This window comes from Microbacterium sp., from assembly GCF_040394595.1.
Taxonomy (GTDB): Bacteria; Actinomycetota; Actinomycetes; order Actinomycetales; family Microbacteriaceae; genus Microbacterium.
On the sequence record NZ_JBEBSA010000001.1, the window covers coordinates 327,400 to 346,903 of the forward strand.

The 19,504-nt window shown below is 70.4% G+C and carries 17 protein-coding genes; 4 read left to right on the forward strand and 13 right to left on the reverse strand.

Going from position 1 to position 19,504, the window contains the following annotated elements:
• Window positions 1-38 precede the first annotated feature (38 nt).
• Together ABWO84_RS01685 and ispG are read right to left on the reverse strand one after the other, a co-directional pair.
• Window positions 39-368: a nuclear transport factor 2 family protein gene (locus tag ABWO84_RS01685; protein WP_353111859.1), complete on the reverse strand. Its 330-nt coding sequence runs from the start codon at window positions 366-368 to the stop codon at window positions 39-41.
• A gap of 40 nt (window positions 369-408) precedes the next feature.
• Window positions 409-1,560 (reverse strand): flavodoxin-dependent (E)-4-hydroxy-3-methylbut-2-enyl-diphosphate synthase, encoded by a 1,152-nt coding sequence (gene ispG, locus ABWO84_RS01690; protein ID WP_353111861.1) that lies wholly within the window; start codon window positions 1,558-1,560, stop codon window positions 409-411.
• A 192-nt stretch (window positions 1,561-1,752) separates the two neighbouring features.
• On the opposite strand from ispG, the gene ABWO84_RS01695 reads away from it, so the two are divergent.
• Window positions 1,753-3,624: an anthranilate synthase family protein gene (locus tag ABWO84_RS01695; protein ID WP_353111863.1), complete on the forward strand. Its 1,872-nt coding sequence runs from the start codon at window positions 1,753-1,755 to the stop codon at window positions 3,622-3,624.
• Between the two features lie 21 nt (window positions 3,625-3,645).
• Here ABWO84_RS01695 and ABWO84_RS01700 read toward each other — a convergent pair whose 3' ends face one another.
• A complete protein-coding gene (locus ABWO84_RS01700) occupies window positions 3,646-4,959 on the reverse strand; it encodes a M50 family metallopeptidase (RefSeq protein WP_353111865.1) in 1,314 nt (437 codons plus the stop codon).
• A gap of 90 nt (window positions 4,960-5,049) precedes the next feature.
• On the opposite strand from ABWO84_RS01700, the gene ABWO84_RS01705 reads away from it, so the two are divergent.
• Entirely contained in the window at window positions 5,050-6,666 is a 1,617-nt protein-coding gene (locus ABWO84_RS01705) for a Mur ligase family protein (protein WP_353111867.1), read from the forward strand.
• A gap of 25 nt (window positions 6,667-6,691) precedes the next feature.
• Here the strand turns inward: ABWO84_RS01705 and dxr are convergent, their stop codons facing one another.
• On the reverse strand, window positions 6,692-7,780 hold the full coding sequence (gene dxr / locus ABWO84_RS01710) for a 1-deoxy-D-xylulose-5-phosphate reductoisomerase (RefSeq protein WP_353111869.1): 1,089 nt from the start codon (window positions 7,778-7,780) through the stop codon (window positions 6,692-6,694).
• A 23-nt stretch (window positions 7,781-7,803) separates the two neighbouring features.
• A complete protein-coding gene (locus ABWO84_RS01715; protein ID WP_353111871.1) occupies window positions 7,804-8,793 on the reverse strand; it encodes an FKBP-type peptidyl-prolyl cis-trans isomerase in 990 nt (329 codons plus the stop codon).
• A gap of 133 nt (window positions 8,794-8,926) precedes the next feature.
• On the opposite strand from ABWO84_RS01715, the gene ABWO84_RS01720 reads away from it, so the two are divergent.
• The gene (locus tag ABWO84_RS01720) at window positions 8,927-9,706 is read left to right on the forward strand and encodes a lysophospholipid acyltransferase family protein (RefSeq protein WP_353111873.1); all 780 of its coding nucleotides are present in this window, start codon (window positions 8,927-8,929) and stop codon (window positions 9,704-9,706) included.
• A gap of 26 nt (window positions 9,707-9,732) precedes the next feature.
• Here ABWO84_RS01720 and ABWO84_RS01725 read toward each other — a convergent pair whose 3' ends face one another.
• A complete protein-coding gene (locus ABWO84_RS01725) occupies window positions 9,733-10,209 on the reverse strand; it encodes an OsmC family protein (RefSeq protein ID WP_353111875.1) in 477 nt (158 codons plus the stop codon).
• A gap of 64 nt (window positions 10,210-10,273) precedes the next feature.
• Here ABWO84_RS01725 and ABWO84_RS01730 point away from each other — a divergent pair, with 64 nt between their 5' ends.
• Window positions 10,274-11,263: an asparaginase gene (locus ABWO84_RS01730; protein ID WP_353111877.1), complete on the forward strand. Its 990-nt coding sequence runs from the start codon at window positions 10,274-10,276 to the stop codon at window positions 11,261-11,263.
• 14 nt (window positions 11,264-11,277) lie between these two features.
• Here the strand turns inward: ABWO84_RS01730 and ABWO84_RS01735 are convergent, their stop codons facing one another.
• The 7 genes from ABWO84_RS01735 to atpD all read right to left on the reverse strand — a co-directional run bounded on the left by ABWO84_RS01735 (window position 11,278) and on the right by atpD (window position 19,504).
• Window positions 11,278-13,992, reverse strand: coding sequence for an FtsK/SpoIIIE domain-containing protein (locus tag ABWO84_RS01735; RefSeq protein ID WP_353111879.1), 2,715 nt, complete (start codon window positions 13,990-13,992; stop codon window positions 11,278-11,280).
• 57 nt (window positions 13,993-14,049) lie between these two features.
• Window positions 14,050-14,838, reverse strand: a complete 789-nt coding sequence (locus ABWO84_RS01740; RefSeq protein ID WP_353111881.1) for a PP2C family protein-serine/threonine phosphatase — start codon at window positions 14,836-14,838, stop codon at window positions 14,050-14,052.
• Between the two features lie 71 nt (window positions 14,839-14,909).
• A complete protein-coding gene (locus ABWO84_RS01745; RefSeq protein ID WP_353111883.1) occupies window positions 14,910-15,890 on the reverse strand; it encodes an aldo/keto reductase in 981 nt (326 codons plus the stop codon).
• Between the two features lie 101 nt (window positions 15,891-15,991).
• Window positions 15,992-16,873 carry a large exoprotein gene (locus ABWO84_RS01750; protein ID WP_353111885.1) on the reverse strand — a complete coding sequence of 294 codons (882 nt, stop codon included), beginning with the start codon at window positions 16,871-16,873 and terminating at the stop codon, window positions 15,992-15,994.
• A gap of 100 nt (window positions 16,874-16,973) precedes the next feature.
• Window positions 16,974-17,714 (reverse strand): peroxide stress protein YaaA, encoded by a 741-nt coding sequence (yaaA, locus tag ABWO84_RS01755; RefSeq protein WP_353111887.1) that lies wholly within the window; start codon window positions 17,712-17,714, stop codon window positions 16,974-16,976.
• 72 nt (window positions 17,715-17,786) lie between these two features.
• Window positions 17,787-18,047, reverse strand: a complete 261-nt coding sequence (locus ABWO84_RS01760; protein ID WP_353111889.1) for a F0F1 ATP synthase subunit epsilon — start codon at window positions 18,045-18,047, stop codon at window positions 17,787-17,789.
• 2 nt (window positions 18,048-18,049) lie between these two features.
• Window positions 18,050-19,504 (reverse strand): F0F1 ATP synthase subunit beta, encoded by a 1,455-nt coding sequence (gene atpD, locus ABWO84_RS01765; protein ID WP_353111891.1) that lies wholly within the window; start codon window positions 19,502-19,504, stop codon window positions 18,050-18,052.

Genomic DNA, 19,504 nt, shown 5'->3' on the forward strand with positions numbered 1-19,504 from the left:
GACTCGCTGCTCCGCGTGGCCCGGTCGTCCGCGGAGCGTCAGTGGTTCGGCGGGATCGTGAAGCTGGCGAGCCTGTCGCCGTCGACGACGAAGATCCCGGTGGACTCGCCGTTGAACACACGGCTGGTCCACCCGAACCGCGTGGTGACGGTGTCTCCGTCGACGTCCGCGGAGAGGATCGTCATCCGCGCGCCGGCGCCGATCGCATCCGATCCGGCCCAGCTGCGCACGCCGTCCGGACCGCGGAGCACGCGCCCCCAGTCGTCGACGTAGCCGCCCTCGGTGAACGCCGCGACGAACGCGTCGGTGTCCGCGGCGTTGATCGCGTCGACCATCGCCTGCGCGGCGGCGGGAAGGGGATCGCTCATGACAGCTCCTCTGCGGTCGGACTCTCCGATGAGCGGCAGCCTACTTCGTGAGGACCTGCGCCGTCCCGATCGGCGCATCCGGCCCCATCTCGGCGGCGATCCGGTTCGCCTCCTCGATGAGGGTCGCGACGATGTCCTCCTCGGGCACCGTCTTGATGACCTCGCCCTTGACGAAGATCTGCCCCTTGCCATTGCCGGACGCGACGCCGAGGTCGGCCTCACGCGCCTCCCCCGGGCCGTTCACGACACAGCCCATCACGGCGACGCGCAGCGGGACCGTCATGTCCTTGAGCCCCTCGGTGACGTTCTCGGCGAGCGTGTAGACGTCCACCTGCGCACGACCGCAGGACGGGCACGAGACGATCTCGAGCTTGCGCTCGCGCAGGTTCAGCGACTGCAGGATCTGGTGGCCGACCTTGACCTCCTCCGCGGGAGGCGCCGAGAGCGACACGCGGATCGTGTCGCCGATGCCCTCACCGAGCAGGATCCCGAAGGCGGTCGCCGACTTGATGGTTCCCTGGAACGCGGGCCCCGCCTCGGTCACGCCGAGGTGGAGCGGCCAGTCGCCCATGGCCGCCAGCAAGCGGTACGCCTTGACCATCACGACCGGGTCGTTGTGCTTGACCGAGATCTTGAAGTCGTGGAAGTCGTGCTCTTCGAACAGCGAGGCCTCCCAGCGTGCGCTCTCCGCGAGCGCCTCGGGAGTCGCCTTGCCGTACTTCTGCAGCAGACGGGGGTCGAGGGATCCCGCGTTCACGCCGATGCGGAGCGACACGCCGGCGTCCTTCGCCGCCTGGGCGATCGCCCCGACCTGATCGTCGAACTTGCGGATGTTCCCCGGGTTCACGCGCACCGCGGCACAACCCGCGTCGATCGCCTGGAACACGTACTTCGGCTGGAAGTGGATGTCGGCGATCACAGGGATCTGGCTCTTCTTCGCGATGATGTGCAGCACGTCGGCGTCGTCCTGGGACGGCACTGCGACGCGCACGATCTCGCAGCCCGACGCGGTCAGCTCGGCGATCTGCTGGAGGGTGCCGTTGATGTCGGTGGTCTTCGTCGTGGTCATCGACTGCACGCTGACGGGGGCGTCACCCCCGACGAGCACCTTGCCCACCTTGATCTGGCGGGACTTGCGTCGAGGAGCGAGGACGTCCGGGATGCGCGGCATCCCCAGGTTCACTGCTGGCACTCCCCCAGCCTACGCCGCCGTCACATGCCGGGGCCGGATGCCGGCTGTGTGATAGTTTCAGCGCATGTCCGCGAACCGCACCTGGTGGCCCGCCTTCTAGGCGGAGTTTCGCGTACCCACGAGAACGAGACCGCCTTCCGGGGCGGTCTTTTCCTTTCCCACCGCACCGGATCCCCGAATCAGGAGACACCGATGACCGTCGCAGACCGCCTCAGCGCTCTCGCCGCCGACCCCGCCGCATCCTTCGTGCTGATCGCCAGGGACGGAGGCGTCGAGCTGCTCTCCGGTGAGGTGCGCGATGTCGAGCTGCTGGCCGACATCCCGCTGGACGAGACGCGTTCCGTCTTCGCGCTGATCCCCTACCGGCAGGTGCGCGAGCGCGGATTCGACGCCCAGGACGACGGTGCGCCGCTGCGCTGCATCCTCGTCGACGAGCACGAGCGCTCCGACGCCGCGGAGCTGCTCGCCGCGCTCCCCTCCGCGCCGATCCCGCTGCGCGACGGCGGATTCGATCTCTCCGACGAGGAGTACGCGGCGATCGTCGAGCGCGTGATCGCCGAGGAGATCGGACGGGGCGAAGGCGCCAACTTCGTCATCCGGCGCGACTACACGGCCGCCTTCTCCGCCGACGACCGCACCGCGGCGCTGACCTGGTTCCGTGCGCTGCTCGCCCACGAACGCGGTGCCTACTGGACGTTCGCGGTCGTCACCCCCGGCGTCGTCGCGGTGGGCGCGAGCCCCGAGGCGCACGTCGTCGCGCGCGACGGGATCGTCACCATGAATCCGATCTCCGGCACCTTCCGTCATCCGGCGGGAGGTGCGACCAAGGAGTCCCTCACGGAGTTCCTCTCCTCTGCGAAGGAGACCGAGGAGCTCTTCATGGTCGTCGACGAAGAGCTCAAGATGATGAGCCAGGTGTGCTCGGACGGCGGGCGGATCACCGGTCCGCACCTCAAGGAGATGTCTCGCCTGACCCACACCGAGTACATGCTGCGCGGCCGCAGCAGGCTCGACCCCCGGGACATCCTCCGCGAGACGATGTTCGCCCCCACGGTGACCGGATCGCCGATGCAGAACGCCTGCACGGTGATCCGTCGCCACGAGCGCCGGCCCCGCGGCTACTACTCCGGCGTCGCCGCCCTCTTCACGCCGGACGGCCGAGGCGGGCACGACCTCGACGCCCCGATCCTCATCCGCACGGTGTATCTCGACGACGGACGTCTGAGGGTGCCGGTCGGCGCGACGCTCGTGCGCCACTCCGATCCCCAGGGAGAGGTCGGAGAGACCCACGGCAAGGCGGCCGGGGTGCTGGGCGCGATCGGCGCGATCGAACGCGACCTCGCCGCGGAGGCGCGCGACGACGCCGATGAGCCGGGTGTCCCGCTCACGCTCGCGGAGGATCCCGAGATCGCCGCGCTGCTCGCCTCGCGCAACTCCCGGCTCGCGGAGTTCTGGATGCAGCCCCAGGACGCCGAGGGTGCGCGTCCGCTGTCCGGCCGCAGCGTGCTCGTGGTCGATGCCGAGGACCGCTTCACGACGATGCTCGCGCACCAGCTGCGTCATCTCGGCCTCGATGCGCGGATCGTCCCGTGGCACGAGGTCACGGACGACGAGGTCCGCGACGCCGATCTCGTCGTCGCGGGCCCGGGCCCCGGCGACCCGCGCGATTCCGCCTCGCCGCGGATCGCCCGCATGCAGCAGGTGGTCTCCCGGCGGCTCGACGCCGGCGCGCCGCTGCTCGCGGTGTGCCTGAGCCACCAGATCCTCGCCGATCGGCTCGGGATCCCCCTCGTCCCCCTGGACGCGCCCCATCAGGGCGTCCAGAAGACGGTGCCGGTGTTCGGCGAGGAGGCGTCCGTGGGCTTCTACAACACCTTCACCGCACGCGTCGCGCCCGGCACCGGTGAGGTCGGTGGCGCCGAGGTCTCCACGGATCCGGTGAACGGCGACGTCTACGCGCTGCGCGGCGAGGGCTTCGCCTCGGTGCAGGGGCATCTGGAGTCGATCCTGTCACGCGACGGCATCCGCACCCTGCAGCGCCTGGCCGAGCACGCTCTGGCGTAGACCGACCCCGCCGCACGAGTCTCAGCCCAGGAGCTTCACCGGGTTGAAGAGGTCGGCGACGAGCAGCAGCCCGCCCATGCCGATCATCAGCACCGCGACCACCACCGTCAGCGGGACGAGCCTCGTCGCGTCGACGGGTTTCGGAGCACGCCGCCCGGTGAGCTTCGCCCACGCCTTCTTCACGCCCTCCCAGAGCGCGACCACGATGTGCCCCCCGTCGAGCGGCAGCAGCGGGATCATGTTGAACACGAACAGTGCGATGTTCAGCGCGCCGAGCAGATTGAGCAGCATCACCAGACGGTTCAGCACCGGCGCATCGGTCGCCGCCACCTCACCGGCGATCCGCCCGACCCCGACGACGCTCAGCGGGCCGTTCGGGTCACGCTGGCCGCCTGTGACGAGGGAGACGCCGACATCCCAGATACGCGCGGGCAGCGTGACGATCATCGACGACACGGCGCCCACCTGGGTGAACGCCGCCTCGGCACCTGTGCCGATGGGCTGGGGCATGTACTCGAGCTGCGCGTACACGCCGGCGTAGCCGACCTCGTGGGTCACCTGCTTGCCCTCGGCGTCGAGCACCGGGCGACCCCTCGCGTCCACCTCGCCGCGCTGTGCGGGAACCGGAGTCAGGGTGAGGTCGACCTTCTGCCCCTTGCGGTCGACGACGACCGGCAGCTCCTTGCCCGGGGAGGCCTGGATGATCGCCGACGCCTCGGCGAAGGTCGCGACCTGCGTGCCTCCGACGCTCACCAGCACGTCATCGGGCTTGATCCCCGCTTTCACCGCCGGCGACGCGGGGTCGCCGGGCTGGCACGCGGTCTGCGCGCTCCCGGCCGGCAGCACGCACTCGCTGAGCGATGCGACCGTCGTGCTCCCCTGCTGCACGCCGATGCCGGAGGCGAGGACGGTGAAGATCAGGATGCCCAGCAGGAGGTTCATGAGGGGGCCGCCGAGCATCACGACGACGCGCTTCCAGACCGGAAGCCGGTAGAACACCCGTTCCTCCGCACCGTCGACGATCGTCTCGTCGTTCGCCGACCTCGCGTCCTGCACGAGCGATCGGAACAGCCCCTTCGCCGGGCCGGTCTTCTTCGAGGGCGGGTACATGCCCGACATCGAGATGAAACCGCCGAGGGGCAGCAGCTTGAACCCGTACTCGGTCTCACCGATGCGCCGCGACCACAGCCGGGGCCCGAAGCCGATCATGTACTGGCCAACGCGCACACCGAAGAGCTTCGCGGGCAGGAGATGACCGACCTCGTGCAGGCCGATGGACAGCCCGAGGCCGATCAGCATGAAGAGGATGCCGCCCAGATACAGCAGGATTTCCACGGACCCAAGCTACTGCCTGCAGGCGAGGAATCCGCTGTGACCGCGTACGGCGGCGGGTTCCGGGGTGCGCCATGAGAACATGGATGCGCCATGACGATCGATCATCCGAGCCTGCCCCCTGTGCTCCGTCCCGCCGACCCACCCCGTCGCGCGCTGACCGAGCTCGCCGCCCGATTCGGGAAGGAGGTCCGCGGAGACACCGCGGACGTCACTCTCAGCGGCATCACCCTCGCGACCGCGGATCTCCGCCCGGGAGAGGCGTTCGTCGCCATCCGCGGCGTCAACCGCCACGGAGCCGACTTCGCCGCGACCGCCGCGGAGAAGGGCGCGGTCGCCGTCGTCACGGATGAGGACGGCGCGGAGATCGCCGCCGATGCCGGGCTGCCGATCGTCGTCGTGGATGACCCCCGCGGCGTCCTCGGCGCACTGAGCGCCTGGGTGTACGGCACCGGCGCGGGCGACCCGCTGCCGAAGCTCTTCGCCACGACCGGGACGAACGGCAAGACCAGCGTCTCCCACCTGCTCGAAGGCATCCTCGACCAGCTCGGCGTCGTGACCGGTCTGTCCTCCACCGCGGAGCGGCACATCGCCGGCCAGGTGATCGTCTCACGCCTCACGACGCCCGAGGCGTCCGAGATGCACGCCCTCCTCGCGCTCATGCGCGAGCGACAGGTCGAGGCCGTCGCGGTCGAGGTGAGCGCCCAGGCCCTCTCCCGGCACCGCGTCGACGGGATCCTCTTCGACGTCGCGGGCTTCACGAACCTCTCGCACGACCACCTCGACGACTACGCCGACATGGAGGAGTACTTCGAGGCGAAGCTGCCGCTGTTCCGCCCCGATCGCGCCCGCCGCGGTGTCGTGAACCTCGACTCGGCGTCGGGGGCCGTCGTGGCCCTGCGTGCAGAAATCCCTGTGGTCACGATCGCGACCCCGTCCATCGCCGCCGATCCGGACGCGGCGGCACAGGCCGACTGGGTGGTCACGATCGACGAGGAGCGGCAGAACGGGACCGTCTTCACGCTCGCCGGTCCCGGCGGCCGCTCGCTGACGACGCTCGTGCCCGTGATCGGGCCCCACATGGCCGCGAACGCCGGTCTCGCGATCGTCATGCTGCTGGAGGGCGGCTACGCCTGGGAGCGGATCGCCGAGACCCTGCAACGCGACGGCGGCATCCGCGCGTATCTCCCCGGCCGCACGGAGTTCGTCTCCGGCGAGAGCGGCCCGGCGATCTATGTCGACTTCGGGCACTCGCCCGACGCGTTCGAGAAGACGCTCGCCGCCGTGCGCCGCGTGACGCCCGGCAAGGTGCTGATGCTCTTCGGCGCCGACGGCGACCGCGACGCGACGAAGCGCTTCGACATGGCGCGCACCGCCGTCGAGGGCAGCGACATCCTGGTGATCACCGATCACCACCCCCGCTTCGAGGATCCGGAATCGATCAGGGCGACGCTGCGGGAGGGAGCCCTGGCGGTCCGTCCGGACGGTGACATCCACGAGTTCTCCCCGCCCGAGGAGGCCATCGTCGCCGCCGTCGGCATGGTCGGAGAGGGAGACGCGATCCTGTGGGCCGGTCCCGGTCATCAGGACTACCGCGACATCCGCGGCGTGCGCACGCCGTACTCCGCGCGGGAACTCGCGCGACGCGCGCTGCGGGACGCCGGTTGGCCGGTCCCCGAGCCGCGCTGGACCGTGCCGTACACGGACTGACCGCTCGGCCGCCCGCCGCGCCGTGTCAGGCCGAGCGGGCGGCGATCAGCGCGTCGGCCTTCTCACGTGCCCATCGCTCGGCCTCTGCGAGGCTCTCCACCGTGAGGCGCTCCGGAGGCTCGTGCGCGTCCACGACCCGCGCGATGGTGTCGACGATCCCGAGGAACGGGAGACGCCCGTCGTGGAACGCGTCGACGGCCTGCTCGTTGGAGGCGTTGTAGACGGCGGGGAAGGTCGCCCCCGCGCGGCCGACCTGCTTGGCCAGTGCCACGGACGGGAAGGCATCGTGGTCGAGGGGCTCGAACGTCCAGTGGGAGGCCTGCCTCCAGTCCAACGGCTTCCCGACGCCGCCGACGCGGTGCGGCCAGTCGAGCCCGAGAGAGATCGGCAGGCGCATGTCGGGGGGCGAGGCCTGCGCGATCGTGGACCCGTCGACGAACTCGACCATCGAGTGCACGATCGACTGCGGGTGCACGACGACCTCGATGTCGTCGTAGGCCACGCCGAACAGCAGGTGCGCTTCGATCACCTCGAGGCCCTTGTTGACGAGGGTCGCCGAGTTGGTGGTCACCATCCGCCCCATGTCCCAGGTCGGGTGGGCGAGTGCCTCGGCCGGTGAGACGTCGGTCATCTCCGCACGGGTGCGTCCGCGGAACGGGCCGCCGGAGGCCGTGACGACGAGGCGGCGCACCTCATCCTTCGTCCCGGAGCGCAGGGCCTGGGCGAGTGCGGAATGCTCCGAGTCGACCGGCACGATCTGGTCGGGCTGCGCGGCACCGAGCACCAGCTCGCCCCCGACGATCAAGGACTCCTTGTTCGCCAGTGCCAGCGTTCGTCCGGCCTCGAGGGCGGCCAGCGTGGCCCCGAGGCCGATGGAGCCGGTGATCGCATTGAGCACGACGTCGGCCTCGACCTCTCGGACGAGCGTCTCCGCCTCCGCCGCGCCGAGCGCGGTGTGCTCGACGTGGAACTGCTCCGCCTGCTCGGCGATCATCGCGCTGTTCACGCCCGCGGCGATCCCGACCAGCTCGAACCTGCGCGGGTTCGCGCGGATCACATCCAGGGCCTGGGTGCCGATGGAGCCGGTGGAGCCGAGGACGATGACGCGACGCATGCCGCCAGCCTATGCGGTCGCGGTCACTTCTCCGCGGGGGTGGTGCCGAGGATGTCGATCACGAAGACGAGCGTCTCCTTCTCGAGCTCGTGGCCCTTGCTCGCGCCGTAGCCGTCCTTCGGCGGGATCTCGGCGAGGATCTGCGAGCCGACCTTCTGCCCCTCCAGGGCCTTGCCGAAGCCGGAGACGACCTGCGTGGTCGCGAACTGCGAGGGGAAGGCCGCACGCCCCCAGGACGAGTCGAACTCCTTGCCGTCGCTCCACTTGACGCCGCGGTACTGGATGGTGACCAGGTCGCCGGAGCCGACCACCGGGCCATCGCCCTGCTTGAGCACGCTGATGGTGGTCTCGGTCGGGGCCGCGGTCTTCGGGACCGTGATCGTCGGAGCGCCGTCCTTGCCGAGCTTGACGGTGGCCAGGTCGCCCGAGGAGGCCAGGACCTCCTTGCCCGTGGCGGTGGTCGGGAGCTTCTCGAGCGTCTGGACGTACAGGGCGACGGAGTGCGCGCCCTCGCCGAGCCTGCTCGCCGGGATCGTCAGGACGACCTCGGATCCGACGGGGACGCACTCCGCGGCGACGACGAAGATCGACGACTGGGTGAAGTCCGAGATCTGCTGCTGCTGGTTCGGGTTGAGGAGAAGCGGGAGGACGCCCTCGGGCCCGCGCTTGGAGGTGTCGAGTACCTCGCCGGTCTCCGCGTCGACGAGCTGGTACCTGGCCGAGACGAAGTCGCCGGGCTTGATCTCCTTGCCGTCGCCCTTCTTGACGACGGTGCGCTCCACCTCGGAGATCTTGGTGTCCTTGGGGACGGTGATCTTGGCGTCGAGACCCGATCCGTCGACCTTCACTGCGTCCGATCCGGCGCCGGGCTTGGTGTTGAGCATGCAGCCGCTGGAACTGCTCGGGCTCGGGCTCGGCGAGCCGCCCGCCTCCGGCGAACCGGCGCAGCCGGCGAGGATGAGCGTCGCTGCGGCGACGGTGGACAGCAGGGCGAGCGGACGGCGCAGGCGCACGATAGGACCTCTGTTCAGACGGAAGGGACGCTCTATCTTGCCTCATCGGGCTTTGCCCCCGCTGTACGACGACGCTGGAGAGGGGCGATCGCCCATTCCCGTCACGGCATGAGCCCTTCGATAACCTTGCCGAATGAGCTCTGAGCAGTCGATGGAGTCGGACCCTGCGCCCGAGGACGAGCACACCACGCGGCACGCCGGTTTCGTCTACTCCCTCGGCCGGACCGCCGTCACCCCGATCGCACGGATGATCTACCGTCCTCGGGTCGAGGGCCGCGAGAACGTCCCCCGCAGCGGTCCCGTCATCTTCGCGAGCAACCATCTCTCGTTCATCGACTCGATCGCGATCCCCGTCGCCGCCCCTCGCCCCGTGCAGTTCCTCGCGAAGTCGAGCTACTTCGAGGGCACGGGGATGAAGGGCACGCTGATGCGGACGTTCTTCCAGTCGATCGGCGCGGTGCCGGTCAAGCGCGGCGCCGGTCAGGCCGCGCTGGACGCACTCGACCAGCAGCGCAAGCTGCTCGACGAGGGACTCGCCGTGGCCCTCTACCCCGAGGGCACCCGCTCGACGGACGGACGACTGTACAAGGGCCGCACCGGCGTGGCCTTTCTCGCGCTGCAGACCGGTGCTCCCGTGGTGCCGGTCGGTCTCATCGGAACCGACCGGGTGATGCCGGTCGGAGCGTCGCTCCCGTCGATGCGCGAACGCGTCACGGTGAGGTTCGGCGAGCCGCTCGATCTCAGCGTGCACGGCCCCGCCGCGAGCGGGAAGGCACGGCGCCTCGCCACGGATGAGATCATGGCTGCGATCCACGGCCTCTCCGGCCAGGAGCTCGCCGGCATCTACAACGAGCCTCCGGCGCAGGGTCCGATCGAGAAGATCAAGCAGGCCCTTCCGCACGAGCGCCGCTGAGGCGACGAGTACCGCCGCGGAGCGGCTCAGGACTCCGCGATGACATCGGCCTCGTGGCGCACGGGGAAGTTGACCGAGTTGGCGATGAAGCACCACTCGTGCGCCTGGTGGTGGGCCTGCTCGGCCGCGGCGATCATCGACGGGTCTGCGACGGTCACCCGGGGGCGTAGCACCACCTCGTCGAAGGCGCCCCCGCCCCGCCCGTCCTCCTTCATCGTGCCCACGGCCTCGTCGCGATAGGACATCACCACCACGCCGGCGACCACGCATGCGTGCAGGTAGGAGAGCAGGTGGCATTCCGACAGAGCGGCGAGCAGCATGTCCTCGGGATTCCATCGACTCACGTCGCCTCGGAAGGGCTTGTCCGAGGAGGCCAGGAGATCGGGCTTCCCCTCGATCGTCACCGTCACGTCGCGCGCATAGTCCCGGTACCCGCTGGTGCCGGTGCCGCGATTGCCCGTCCAGGTCGAGACGAGCGCGTAGTGGTGTTCTCCGAGGGGCATGCGCCCAGTCTGCCATCGGCGTCCGACATCGTGGCGGGCGTCCGCGCGGCGATAGGCTGGATCCGTGCTGGAGACCTTCACCGTCGCGGATGCCGTGGAACTGGCCGTCGTCGAGCGGAGCGGATTCGTGGAATCCCGCCATGCCGGCGCGGCGGTCGTCCTCTCCCCCGACGGCGACGTCGTCGCCCGGTACGGCAACACGGATGCGCTGATCCTTCCGCGGTCGAGCCTGAAGCCCCTGCAGGCGATCGCCTGCGTCACCGCCGGAGCCGCTCTCGAGGGAGAGCAGCTGGCCCTCAGCACCGCGAGCCACAACGGCACCGATAGGCACGTCGAGGTCGTCCGCGACATCCTGACGGCCGGAGGCCTGAACGAGGACGATCTGGACTGCCCTCCCTCCTGGCCCGGAGACTCCGCGACGCGGGACGAGCTGGTGCGCGACCACGGCCAGCCATCCCGGATCCGGATGAACTGCTCCGGAAAGCACTCCGCGATGCTGCGCGCCTGTGTGGCCTCCGGATGGCCGACCGAGGGCTATCTCGACCCCGCACACCCCCTTCAGGTCCACATCCGCGAGGTCGTGGAGAGGCTCATCGGCGAGAAGGTCGCCCACACCGCGGTCGACGGCTGCGGCGCACCGGTCCATGCGATGACGCTCACCGGGCTGGCGCGCGGCATCCACAGGATCGGCTCGGCCTCCGACCGCTCGCCCTTCGCGCTGCACCGTGTGGCCGGGACGCTGGTGCGCGCGGTCCGGGACAACCCGTGGACCGTCGCCGGTCCGGGGATGCCCGACACGATCGCGATCGAGAAGCTCGGCGTGTTCGCGAAGATGGGCGCCGAAGGCGTGATGGCGATGGTCGCCCCCGACGGCACGACCGCCGTGCTGAAGACGCTGGACGGAAGCGGGCGTGCTGCCACCCGCGTCGCCGCGCAGCTGCTCGCCGGTGCCGGCGGGCTGACGCACGCCGACGTGGACGCCCTCGCCCCCGCACTGCCGCTGTCGGTCCTCGGCGCCGGAGCCCCGGTCGGCTCCATCCGCGCGACGGTCTGATCCTCGGCGACCGTTCACGGCAGGAGCCGCACTCTCTCCGGCCGCTGCCCGCGATCGACAGCCCACGCTCTCCCGGCGTGGAGTTCGGCGAAGGGCGGCAGGTCGCGCACGCCGGCGATCTGCCGGAGCTCGGCGGCGCACTCCGCGGCGACGAGCAGCTCGCCGTCCGATCTGATCCGCTGGGCGAGCGCCCACTGCGCACGCCACCCCTCGGGGTCGCCGACGACGATGAGCCCCTCCGCCGCGAGCGCCGTGTGCGCGGCGTCGACCTCCGTCACCGCCACGACCCGCCGATCGGGGTGCCGCCTGCGGAGGGCCTCCACGACGTTGCCCGCGCGTCCCGTCACGACGCCGCTGAGCGGCCCGCCCGGCACCCACATCACGCCGTCGCGCCCGGCGGTCGCCGCTGCCTGTCGCTCCTCGGTCCAACTCCACTGCACCTCCCGTCCGTCGATGGCGGCCCGCCCCGCCGGCCGATCCCGGCGGAAGGCCTCGGGCTCGCCTCCCGCCGCGAGGTGCTCGGCCTTCCCGGGCATCCGCAGCAGCGCCCGTCGCGGGATCGCATCGATCACACGGGCCAGAGGCCCGGAGACGCGGGACAGCCCGACGGCGACGGGTGCGAGCCGCACGATGCGCTCCCACATCGCGACGAAGGCCTGCGCGTACTCCGCGGGATACGCCGCGACGAGGAGATCGAGGTCATCGCAGACCACGAACGGGGCGCTGCGCTCCCCCAGAGCGAGTGCGCTGACGGCGTCCCAGGCCGTCTCCGCATCAGGGGAGACGACCAGGGCATCGGCGGCCTGCCGCTCGAGGCCCCGCAGCGCGGTCGACTTCCCGGCACCCGGCCCTCCGATCACGGCGATGCCGTCCCTCGGGCGCAGGAGCTCCAGGGGCTGACGCTGACGACGAGGGTCGTCGGCGCGCCCGATCACCCGGGCATCCGCATCCTCTGCGCCGCGCTCCCGCAGGAGGTCGTCCAGCGGAAGCATCCCCGGAAGCGCCGGCAGCCACGGGCTCACCGGACGGACCGCGGCGTGCCATCGTCGGGCCGCGTCGTCCACATCCGCGGCAGACGTCCTCGCGACGCGGACGGCGAGCGCGTCCTGATCCCGTGGACGCCGGATCAGCGCCAGCCCGCGGGCACCGGCGTCGCCCGGAAGACCGGCTGCGGCATCGGTGCCGACGACGAGACGGCTGTCCGCCGCATCGGCGACCCGGAGGCTCACGCGCAGCGGGCAGTTCGCGGCGAGAGCGTCGCGGATCACCCCCGTCGCGCGCTGTGTGCCGAGGACGAGATGCATCCCCAGCGCTCTTCCGCGCGCCGCGACATCCGTGAAGACCATGGCCAGGTCGGCATGCTCCTGCACGAGAGCGGCGAACTCATCCACCACCACAACGAGGCGGCCCAGTCCGGGATGGTCCCGGATGTCGCGCACGCCGGCGGCGGCGAGCGCCTCCTCACGGCGGCGCAGCTCGGCGCTGAGGCTCTCGACGCCGCGCCGCGCCCCGTCCGTGTCGAGATCAGTGACGACCGCCGCGACGTGCGGCAGCTCTCGAAGAGGGTCGAAGGCCGTCCCGCCCTTGAAGTCGGCGAGGACGAAGGCGACCCGCTCCGGGCTGTGGCTCCGGGCGATCGAGGTCACCCAGGTGATCAGCAGCTCGCTCTTCCCCATCCCCGTCATCCCGGTGACGATGGCGTGCGGACCGTCTTCGACGAGGTCCAGGCACAGGCTCTCGTGCTCTCCGCTCCCGATCGCCGCCAGGAGGCCCGTCTGCTCCGGCGGCGGCAGCTCCGCGAGAGCCACGGACTCCGGCAGTCCGCCGGCGGCTGACCTCCGCTCGAGCAACTGCTCCGCGATCACCCGCGTCTGCTCCGCCGACAGCCCCTCGACCGCGATCGCACTGCTTCCCCGCGCCGTCCGCAGCATCGCCTCCTGCGGATCGACGACGTCGAGCACTGTGGTGACCCCGTCGGGCGCCTCCGCATCGACATCGCAGGACACGATGCGCGCATCCACCGCCTCGCTCCCCCCGCCGAGGGAGAGACGGAACGCGCCACGGGCCGATCGGGCGGCGTGGGGCAGCCGGTCCAGACCGGTGCCGGTGAGCCCCTCGCCGCAGAGGCTCAGCTGCCCAGGCGTGAACCGCAGCGCGAGCTGGACGACGAGCGCTCGCGTCACGGCGTCTGCGAGGGGCTTCGCGGCGCGGATGCACAACCCGCCACTGAGGGACACGGCGATCGGCGCCTCGCGCAGCACCGATGCGCGCCGCCGGAACTCCCGCGCCCGCTCGTCGTCGCCACCGCTGAGACGCACCGAGCTCGGCACCGTCCCGCGTCCCACGACGAGGGAGGTCTCGGCGGACGGAGACTCCGTTCCGCACAGCGGCGGCTCCGCCAGGCAGGCCGCGGTGTCGGGGTGGCGTCGCAGGAGCTCGTCCCTCTCTGCACGATGGAAGGATGTGAGGTCCTCCTCGGCACGGTTCCACGCCGCCTCGACCTCCGCGACCCGATGCCGCTCGTCGCGGCGACCGGTGCGGAGTCGGTCGATCGCGGAGCCGGCGAGCATCAGAGGCCCGAGAGCCGCGAAGCAGAGGGCGAGGAGCGACTGCGTGACCATCCACATCACGACACCGGAGACGATCGGAATCGCCGCGGCGAGCACCGGCAGGGACGGCCGGCGGGCGGCGGCGGATGCGGAGGGCACGACGATCGCAGGGGCTTCCATGCCCCCACTCCAGCGCACGCGCCGGCCTCAGGACGGGCTGTCCACAGACCTCTGCGCCTATTCGCCGGATTCGACGGCTGTGGATCCCGAGTGGGTCTCCACCTGCACGATGATCAGGGTGACGTTGTCGCGTCCGCCGTTCTTCAGGGCGGCGGCGAGCATGGCCTCGACGGCCTCCGCCGGATCGGCGTTGCCCCGGAGGAAATGCAGGATCCCGTAGTCGGTCAGCTCCTTGGTGAGCCCGTCGGAGCAGATCACGAACCGGTCGCCCGCGAGCAGCTCGACGGCCACGTAGTCGGGCGGGGCGAGCTCGCTCGCGCCGACGGCACGCGTGATGACGTTGCTGTACGGATGCCCTTCGGCCTCCTCGGGGCTGAGCTTGCCGGCGGCGATGAGCTCCTGCACCACGGAGTGATCGGTGGTGATCTGCACGAGACGGTCGTCCCGCTGCAGGTACACGCGGGAGTCGCCGATGTTCAGCACGATCCAGCGGGGGACGCCCTCGCCGTCATCGAGGAAGACTCCGGTCAGGGTCGTCCCGGTGCCTTCGTCCGTCGTGTCGGGATGATCCGCGATGTCCGCGACCGCGAGCTCGAGCGCCTTCTCGATCGACTCCGTCGACACCGTGCCCTCGGCGACGACCGCGTCGAGCCGTGAGATCGTGCTGGTGCTGGCGATCTCCCCGCCCGCATGCCCGCCCATGCCGTCCGCCACCACGAAGAGCGGGAATCGGGCGAGGAAGGCGTCCTGATTCGTGTCGCGGCGCCGGCCCTGATCGGTGGCGCCGGCCCAGACGACCTGCAGATCGTCATCGATGCGATGCGTCTGGGTGGTGGTTTCAGCCACGTGTGGTCTCCGGGTTGCGGTCAGCGGTGCATACGACCGCGGGATATGTGCTCATCGTAGTCGACCTCGCCCTACATCCCGACCGCGGGGTCGGCGGGGAGGGGGAACAGCTCGTCGATCGCTGCGAGGTCCTCGGCGCCGGGGACCCAGGCCGTCGCCGCCTGCGCGTTCGACTCGACCTGCGCGGGCGACGTGGCGCCGGCGATGACGCTCGAGACACCGGGCTGCGCGAGCAGCCATCCGAACGTCGCCTGCAGCATCGTGATGCCGCGTTCCTCGCAGAAGGCCGCGTAGCCCTCCAGCGCGTCCCAGGGCGCCGACTCCCAGATGTGCCGGCGCGTCGACATGATCCGGCTGTCCGACGGCCCGCCGCCGCGCGTGAACTTGCCGGTGAGCAGGCCGTTGTGCAGCGGGAAGAACGGGAAGAAGCCGAGGCCGTAGCGGTTCACCGCCGGCAGCACCTCCCGCTCCGCTCCGCGGGCCAGCAGCGAGTACTGGTTCTGGGAGGAGACGAAACGGCCGCCGGCGCGCCCCCGCGCGGTGAACTCGGCCTCGGCGATCTGCCATCCGGTGAAGTTGGAGTGACCGTAGTAGCGGATCTTCCCCTCGTCGACCAGCTCCTCGAGCGCGTCGATCGTCTCCTCGATCGGAGTCTCCGGATCCGGGAGGTGCAGCTGGTAGAGGTCGATCCACTCGGTGCGGAGGCGGCGGAGTGACTGCTCGACCGCGAAGCGCACATATCGTCGCGAACCGCGTCCTCCGGGGAAGTCGTATCCCATGTCGAACTCGTGACCGAACTTCGTCGCGAGCACCACCCGGTCCCGACGCCCCTCGAGCGCCTCCCCCATGAAGCTCTCGCTGGTGCCCTTGCCGCCGTAGATGTCGGCGGTGTCGAAGAAGAACACTCCGCTGGCGAGAGCCGCATCGATGACGGCACAGCTGCCTTCGACGGTCTCGGTGACCGTCCCCGCGCGGCCGAAGTTGTTGCACCCGAGTCCCGTCGCGGAGACCACCAGACCGGACGCGCCGACGCGGCGCTGCGTGTTGTCCATACCTCCACGTTATCGCGTGCGAATGGGGTGATCGTCCGTCTGCGGCGCCGGACCCACGACAGAGCCCCCGATGCAAGGATCGGGGGCTCTGTCGATCAGCGTCAGGCCGGAGGCGGCGTGGGGTTCTCCCCCTGCTCCGGGGCGCTTGCGCCGGGCTGCTGCGGCGGCTGGCCGAAGTCGATCGACGGCGCTGCCGGCGGCTCGGGGTCGACGACGGGCGCGGCCTGCGTCGGCGGTGCCGGCGGCACCGGAGGCGCGGGCGGAGCCGGCGGCGCCGGAGGAGCGGCGGGGGCACCGTAGCCGGGGGCCGGCGGCGGGACGGGGGCACCCGGAGCCGCGGGGGCACCGTAACCCGGCTGCGCGGGCTGACCGTATCCGGGAGCCTGCGGCTGACCGTAGCCCTGCGGCTGTCCGTACGGGGCGCCGTAGCCCGGTGCGGCCGGAGCGGCGCTCGGCTGCGACGGGATGCCGTCCCACACCGTGCGATCGCCCATGAATCCGTTGCCGCCCCAGGGAGCCGGCGCGATCGCCGGGTTCCAGCGCGACTGGTCGAAGGCGTTGATGCCCAGCCAGATGAGGGTCGTGATGCCGCCGGTCAGTGCGCCCGCGGCGTACAGGACCACCCAGCCGGCGCCCTTCTGCAGCTTGAGGCCCACCCGCCAGGCGGCGAGCACGAGGACGACGAACGTCGCGATGCCGAACAGCGGGCCGATGACCGGGATCCAGCTGAGGACGAGGCCCGCGCCGATGCCGATCAGCACCAGCCAGGGGCTGAGATCGCCGAGCTTCGCGAACACCATCAGGTTGTAGATCGGGACCCACGCCCGCCACTTGCCCTGCACACCGGCCTTGTCGAAGATCTTCATGAAGAAGATCGAGCCGATGACGTAGATGCCCAGGGAGAGGATGAGGGAGATCACGCCGATCACCGCCGCGAAGGCGAGCAGGGATCCGGCACCGAGAGTGCCATAGTCGTCGTACATGTGGTTCCCGTTCCGTTGGGGGGAAGGAAGCCGGCGGCTCCCTCGGCGAACTTCTTCGCACTGGACATGGTACTGACGGCCCGTCGCCCCGGCAACGCCCTCAGCCGTCGGTGACGAGCTCCAGGATGCCCGGCTCACCGGTCGTGCGCAGGTGCTCTCCGTGATCGGAGGCCCAGCGGAGCAGTCCCGGAAGCGACCGCACCCTCGGGCGTGTCGACGCGAGCCTCCGGACGAGCTCGCCCTTGGCCTTCTTGTTGAAGTGGTTGAGAGCGCGCCCCTCCCCCGTCACCACGCGGACATAGGCCGAGGACACCGATGACGGGATCGGGCCGAGAGCGGCGTACGCCTCGCTCCGGAGGTCGAGGACGAATCGCTCGCCGGACAGCGCCGCGGAGGTCGCGTCGGCCCAGTGCCGCCTCATCGGCGGGATCCCCGGCAGCGTCGTGCCGGCCGCGAGCCGATAGGAGGGGATCTGATCGAAGGCGCCCACCGGCCCGAAGGGAGCGGAGTGGATCAGGAGATGGTCGCGCAGCCAGCGCCGCCCCGGTGCGCCGAGCGTCCCGGCGCCGAGGGCGTCGTAGATCACTCCCGTGTACCGGTCCACCGCGGCCATGGTCGGCGATTCGCGCAGCATCCGGTTGAGCGCGATCTCGTCCACCTGACGGTCGCTGAGCTTCAGGACCTTCTGCGCTGCGGAGACGTCGCCGGCGAGAGCGATGAGGGCGTCCACCACCGCCTCCCGGTGCGCGTGGAGAGAGGGCAGCGCCAGGCCGGTGAGGTCCAGCGGAGCTCCGGCACCGCCGGGACGCTTCGTCTCCGACGGCGGCAGCAGGATCTTCATGGGTCTCCCGAGACGGCGACGAGTCCGCCCCGGCGCTCAGGGGCCGGGGCGGACTCGTTCAGAGATGGTGCGTCAGGCGATCAGCGCCGCGTTGCCCGCGACGATGGTGAGTTCATCGCCCGCCATCGACAGGAAGCCGTCCTGTGCGTTCGCGAGGATCTTGCCGCCACCGGGCTCGGTGATGCGCACCTGGCCCTCGGCGAGGATCGCGAGCACCGGCTCGTGACCCGGCATGAAGCCGATCTCGCCCTCGACGGTCTTGGCGACCACGAGGCTCGCCTCTCCCGACCAGACCTCCGCCTCGGCGGAGACGAGACTGACGTGCAGCGCCATGATCAGGCGTTCTCCTTCTGGATCTGCGCCCACTTCTCCTCGACGTCCGAGATCGGGCCGACGTTGAAGAAGGCCTGCTCGGCGACGTGGTCGAAATCACCGCGTGCGATCGCGTCGAACGACTCGATGGTGTCCTTCAGCGGAACCGTCGAACCCTCGACACCGGTGAACTTCTTCGCCATGTAGGTGTTCTGCGAGAGGAACTGCTGGATGCGGCGCGCGCGGGCCACGGTGATCTTGTCCTCTTCGGAGAGCTCGTCGACACCGAGGATCGCGATGATCTCCTGCAGCTCCTTGTTCTTCTGGAGGATCTGCTTGACGGTGGTCGCCACGCGGTAGTGGTCCTCGCCCAGGTAGCGGGGGTCCATGATGCGCGACGTCGAGGTCAGCGGGTCGATGGCCGGGTACAGACCCTTCGACGCGATCTCACGAGAGAGCTCGGTCGTGGCGTCGAGGTGGGCGAAGGTGGTCGCCGGAGCCGGGTCGGTGTAGTCGTCGGCCGGCACGTAGATCGCCTGCAGCGAGGTGATCGAGTGGCCGCGGGTCGAGGTGATGCGCTCCTGCAGGATGCCCATCTCGTCGGCGAGGTTCGGCTGGTAGCCCACCGCGGACGGCATGCGGCCGAGCAGCGTGGACACCTCGGAACCCGCCTGCGTGAAGCGGAAGATGTTGTCGATGAAGAGCAGCACGTCCTGCTTCTGCACGTCGCGGAAGTACTCGGCCATGGTCAGGGCCGACAGCGCGACGCGGAGACGGGTCCCCGGCGGCTCGTCCATCTGGCCGAAGACGAGGGCGGTCTTGTCGAAGACGCCCGCCTCCTCCATCTCGTGGATGAGGTCGTTGCCCTCACGGGTGCGCTCGCCGACACCGGCGAACACCGACACACCACCGTGGTCCTGCGCGACGCGCTGGATCATCTCCTGGATGAGGACGGTCTTGCCGACACCGGCACCACCGAACAGGCCGATCTTTCCACCCTGCACGTACGGGGTGAGGAGGTCGATCGACTTGATGCCGGTCTCGAACATCTGAGTCTTCGACTCGAGCTGGTCGAAGTTCGGCGCCTTGCGGTGGATCGGCCAGCGCTCGGTGATCTCGACCTGCTCGCCCGGCTCGGCGTTCAGCACCTCGCCGATCACGTTGAAGACCTTGCCCTTGGTGACGTCGCCCACCGGGACCGAGATCGGCGCGCCGGTGTCGCGCACCTCCTGGCCGCGGACGATGCCGTCGGTCGGCTTCAGCGCGATCGCGCGGACGAGGTCGTCGCCCAGGTGCTGGGCGACCTCGAGCGTGATCTCGTTCGCCTCGTCGCCGATCGTGATCGTCGTCTTCAGCGCGTTGTAGATGTCGGGGATCGAGTCGTGCGGGAACTCGATGTCGACGACCGGTCCCGTGACGCGTGCGACGCGCCCGACGACCGCGGTAGCGGCCTTCTCAGCCGTAGCGGTGGGGGTCAT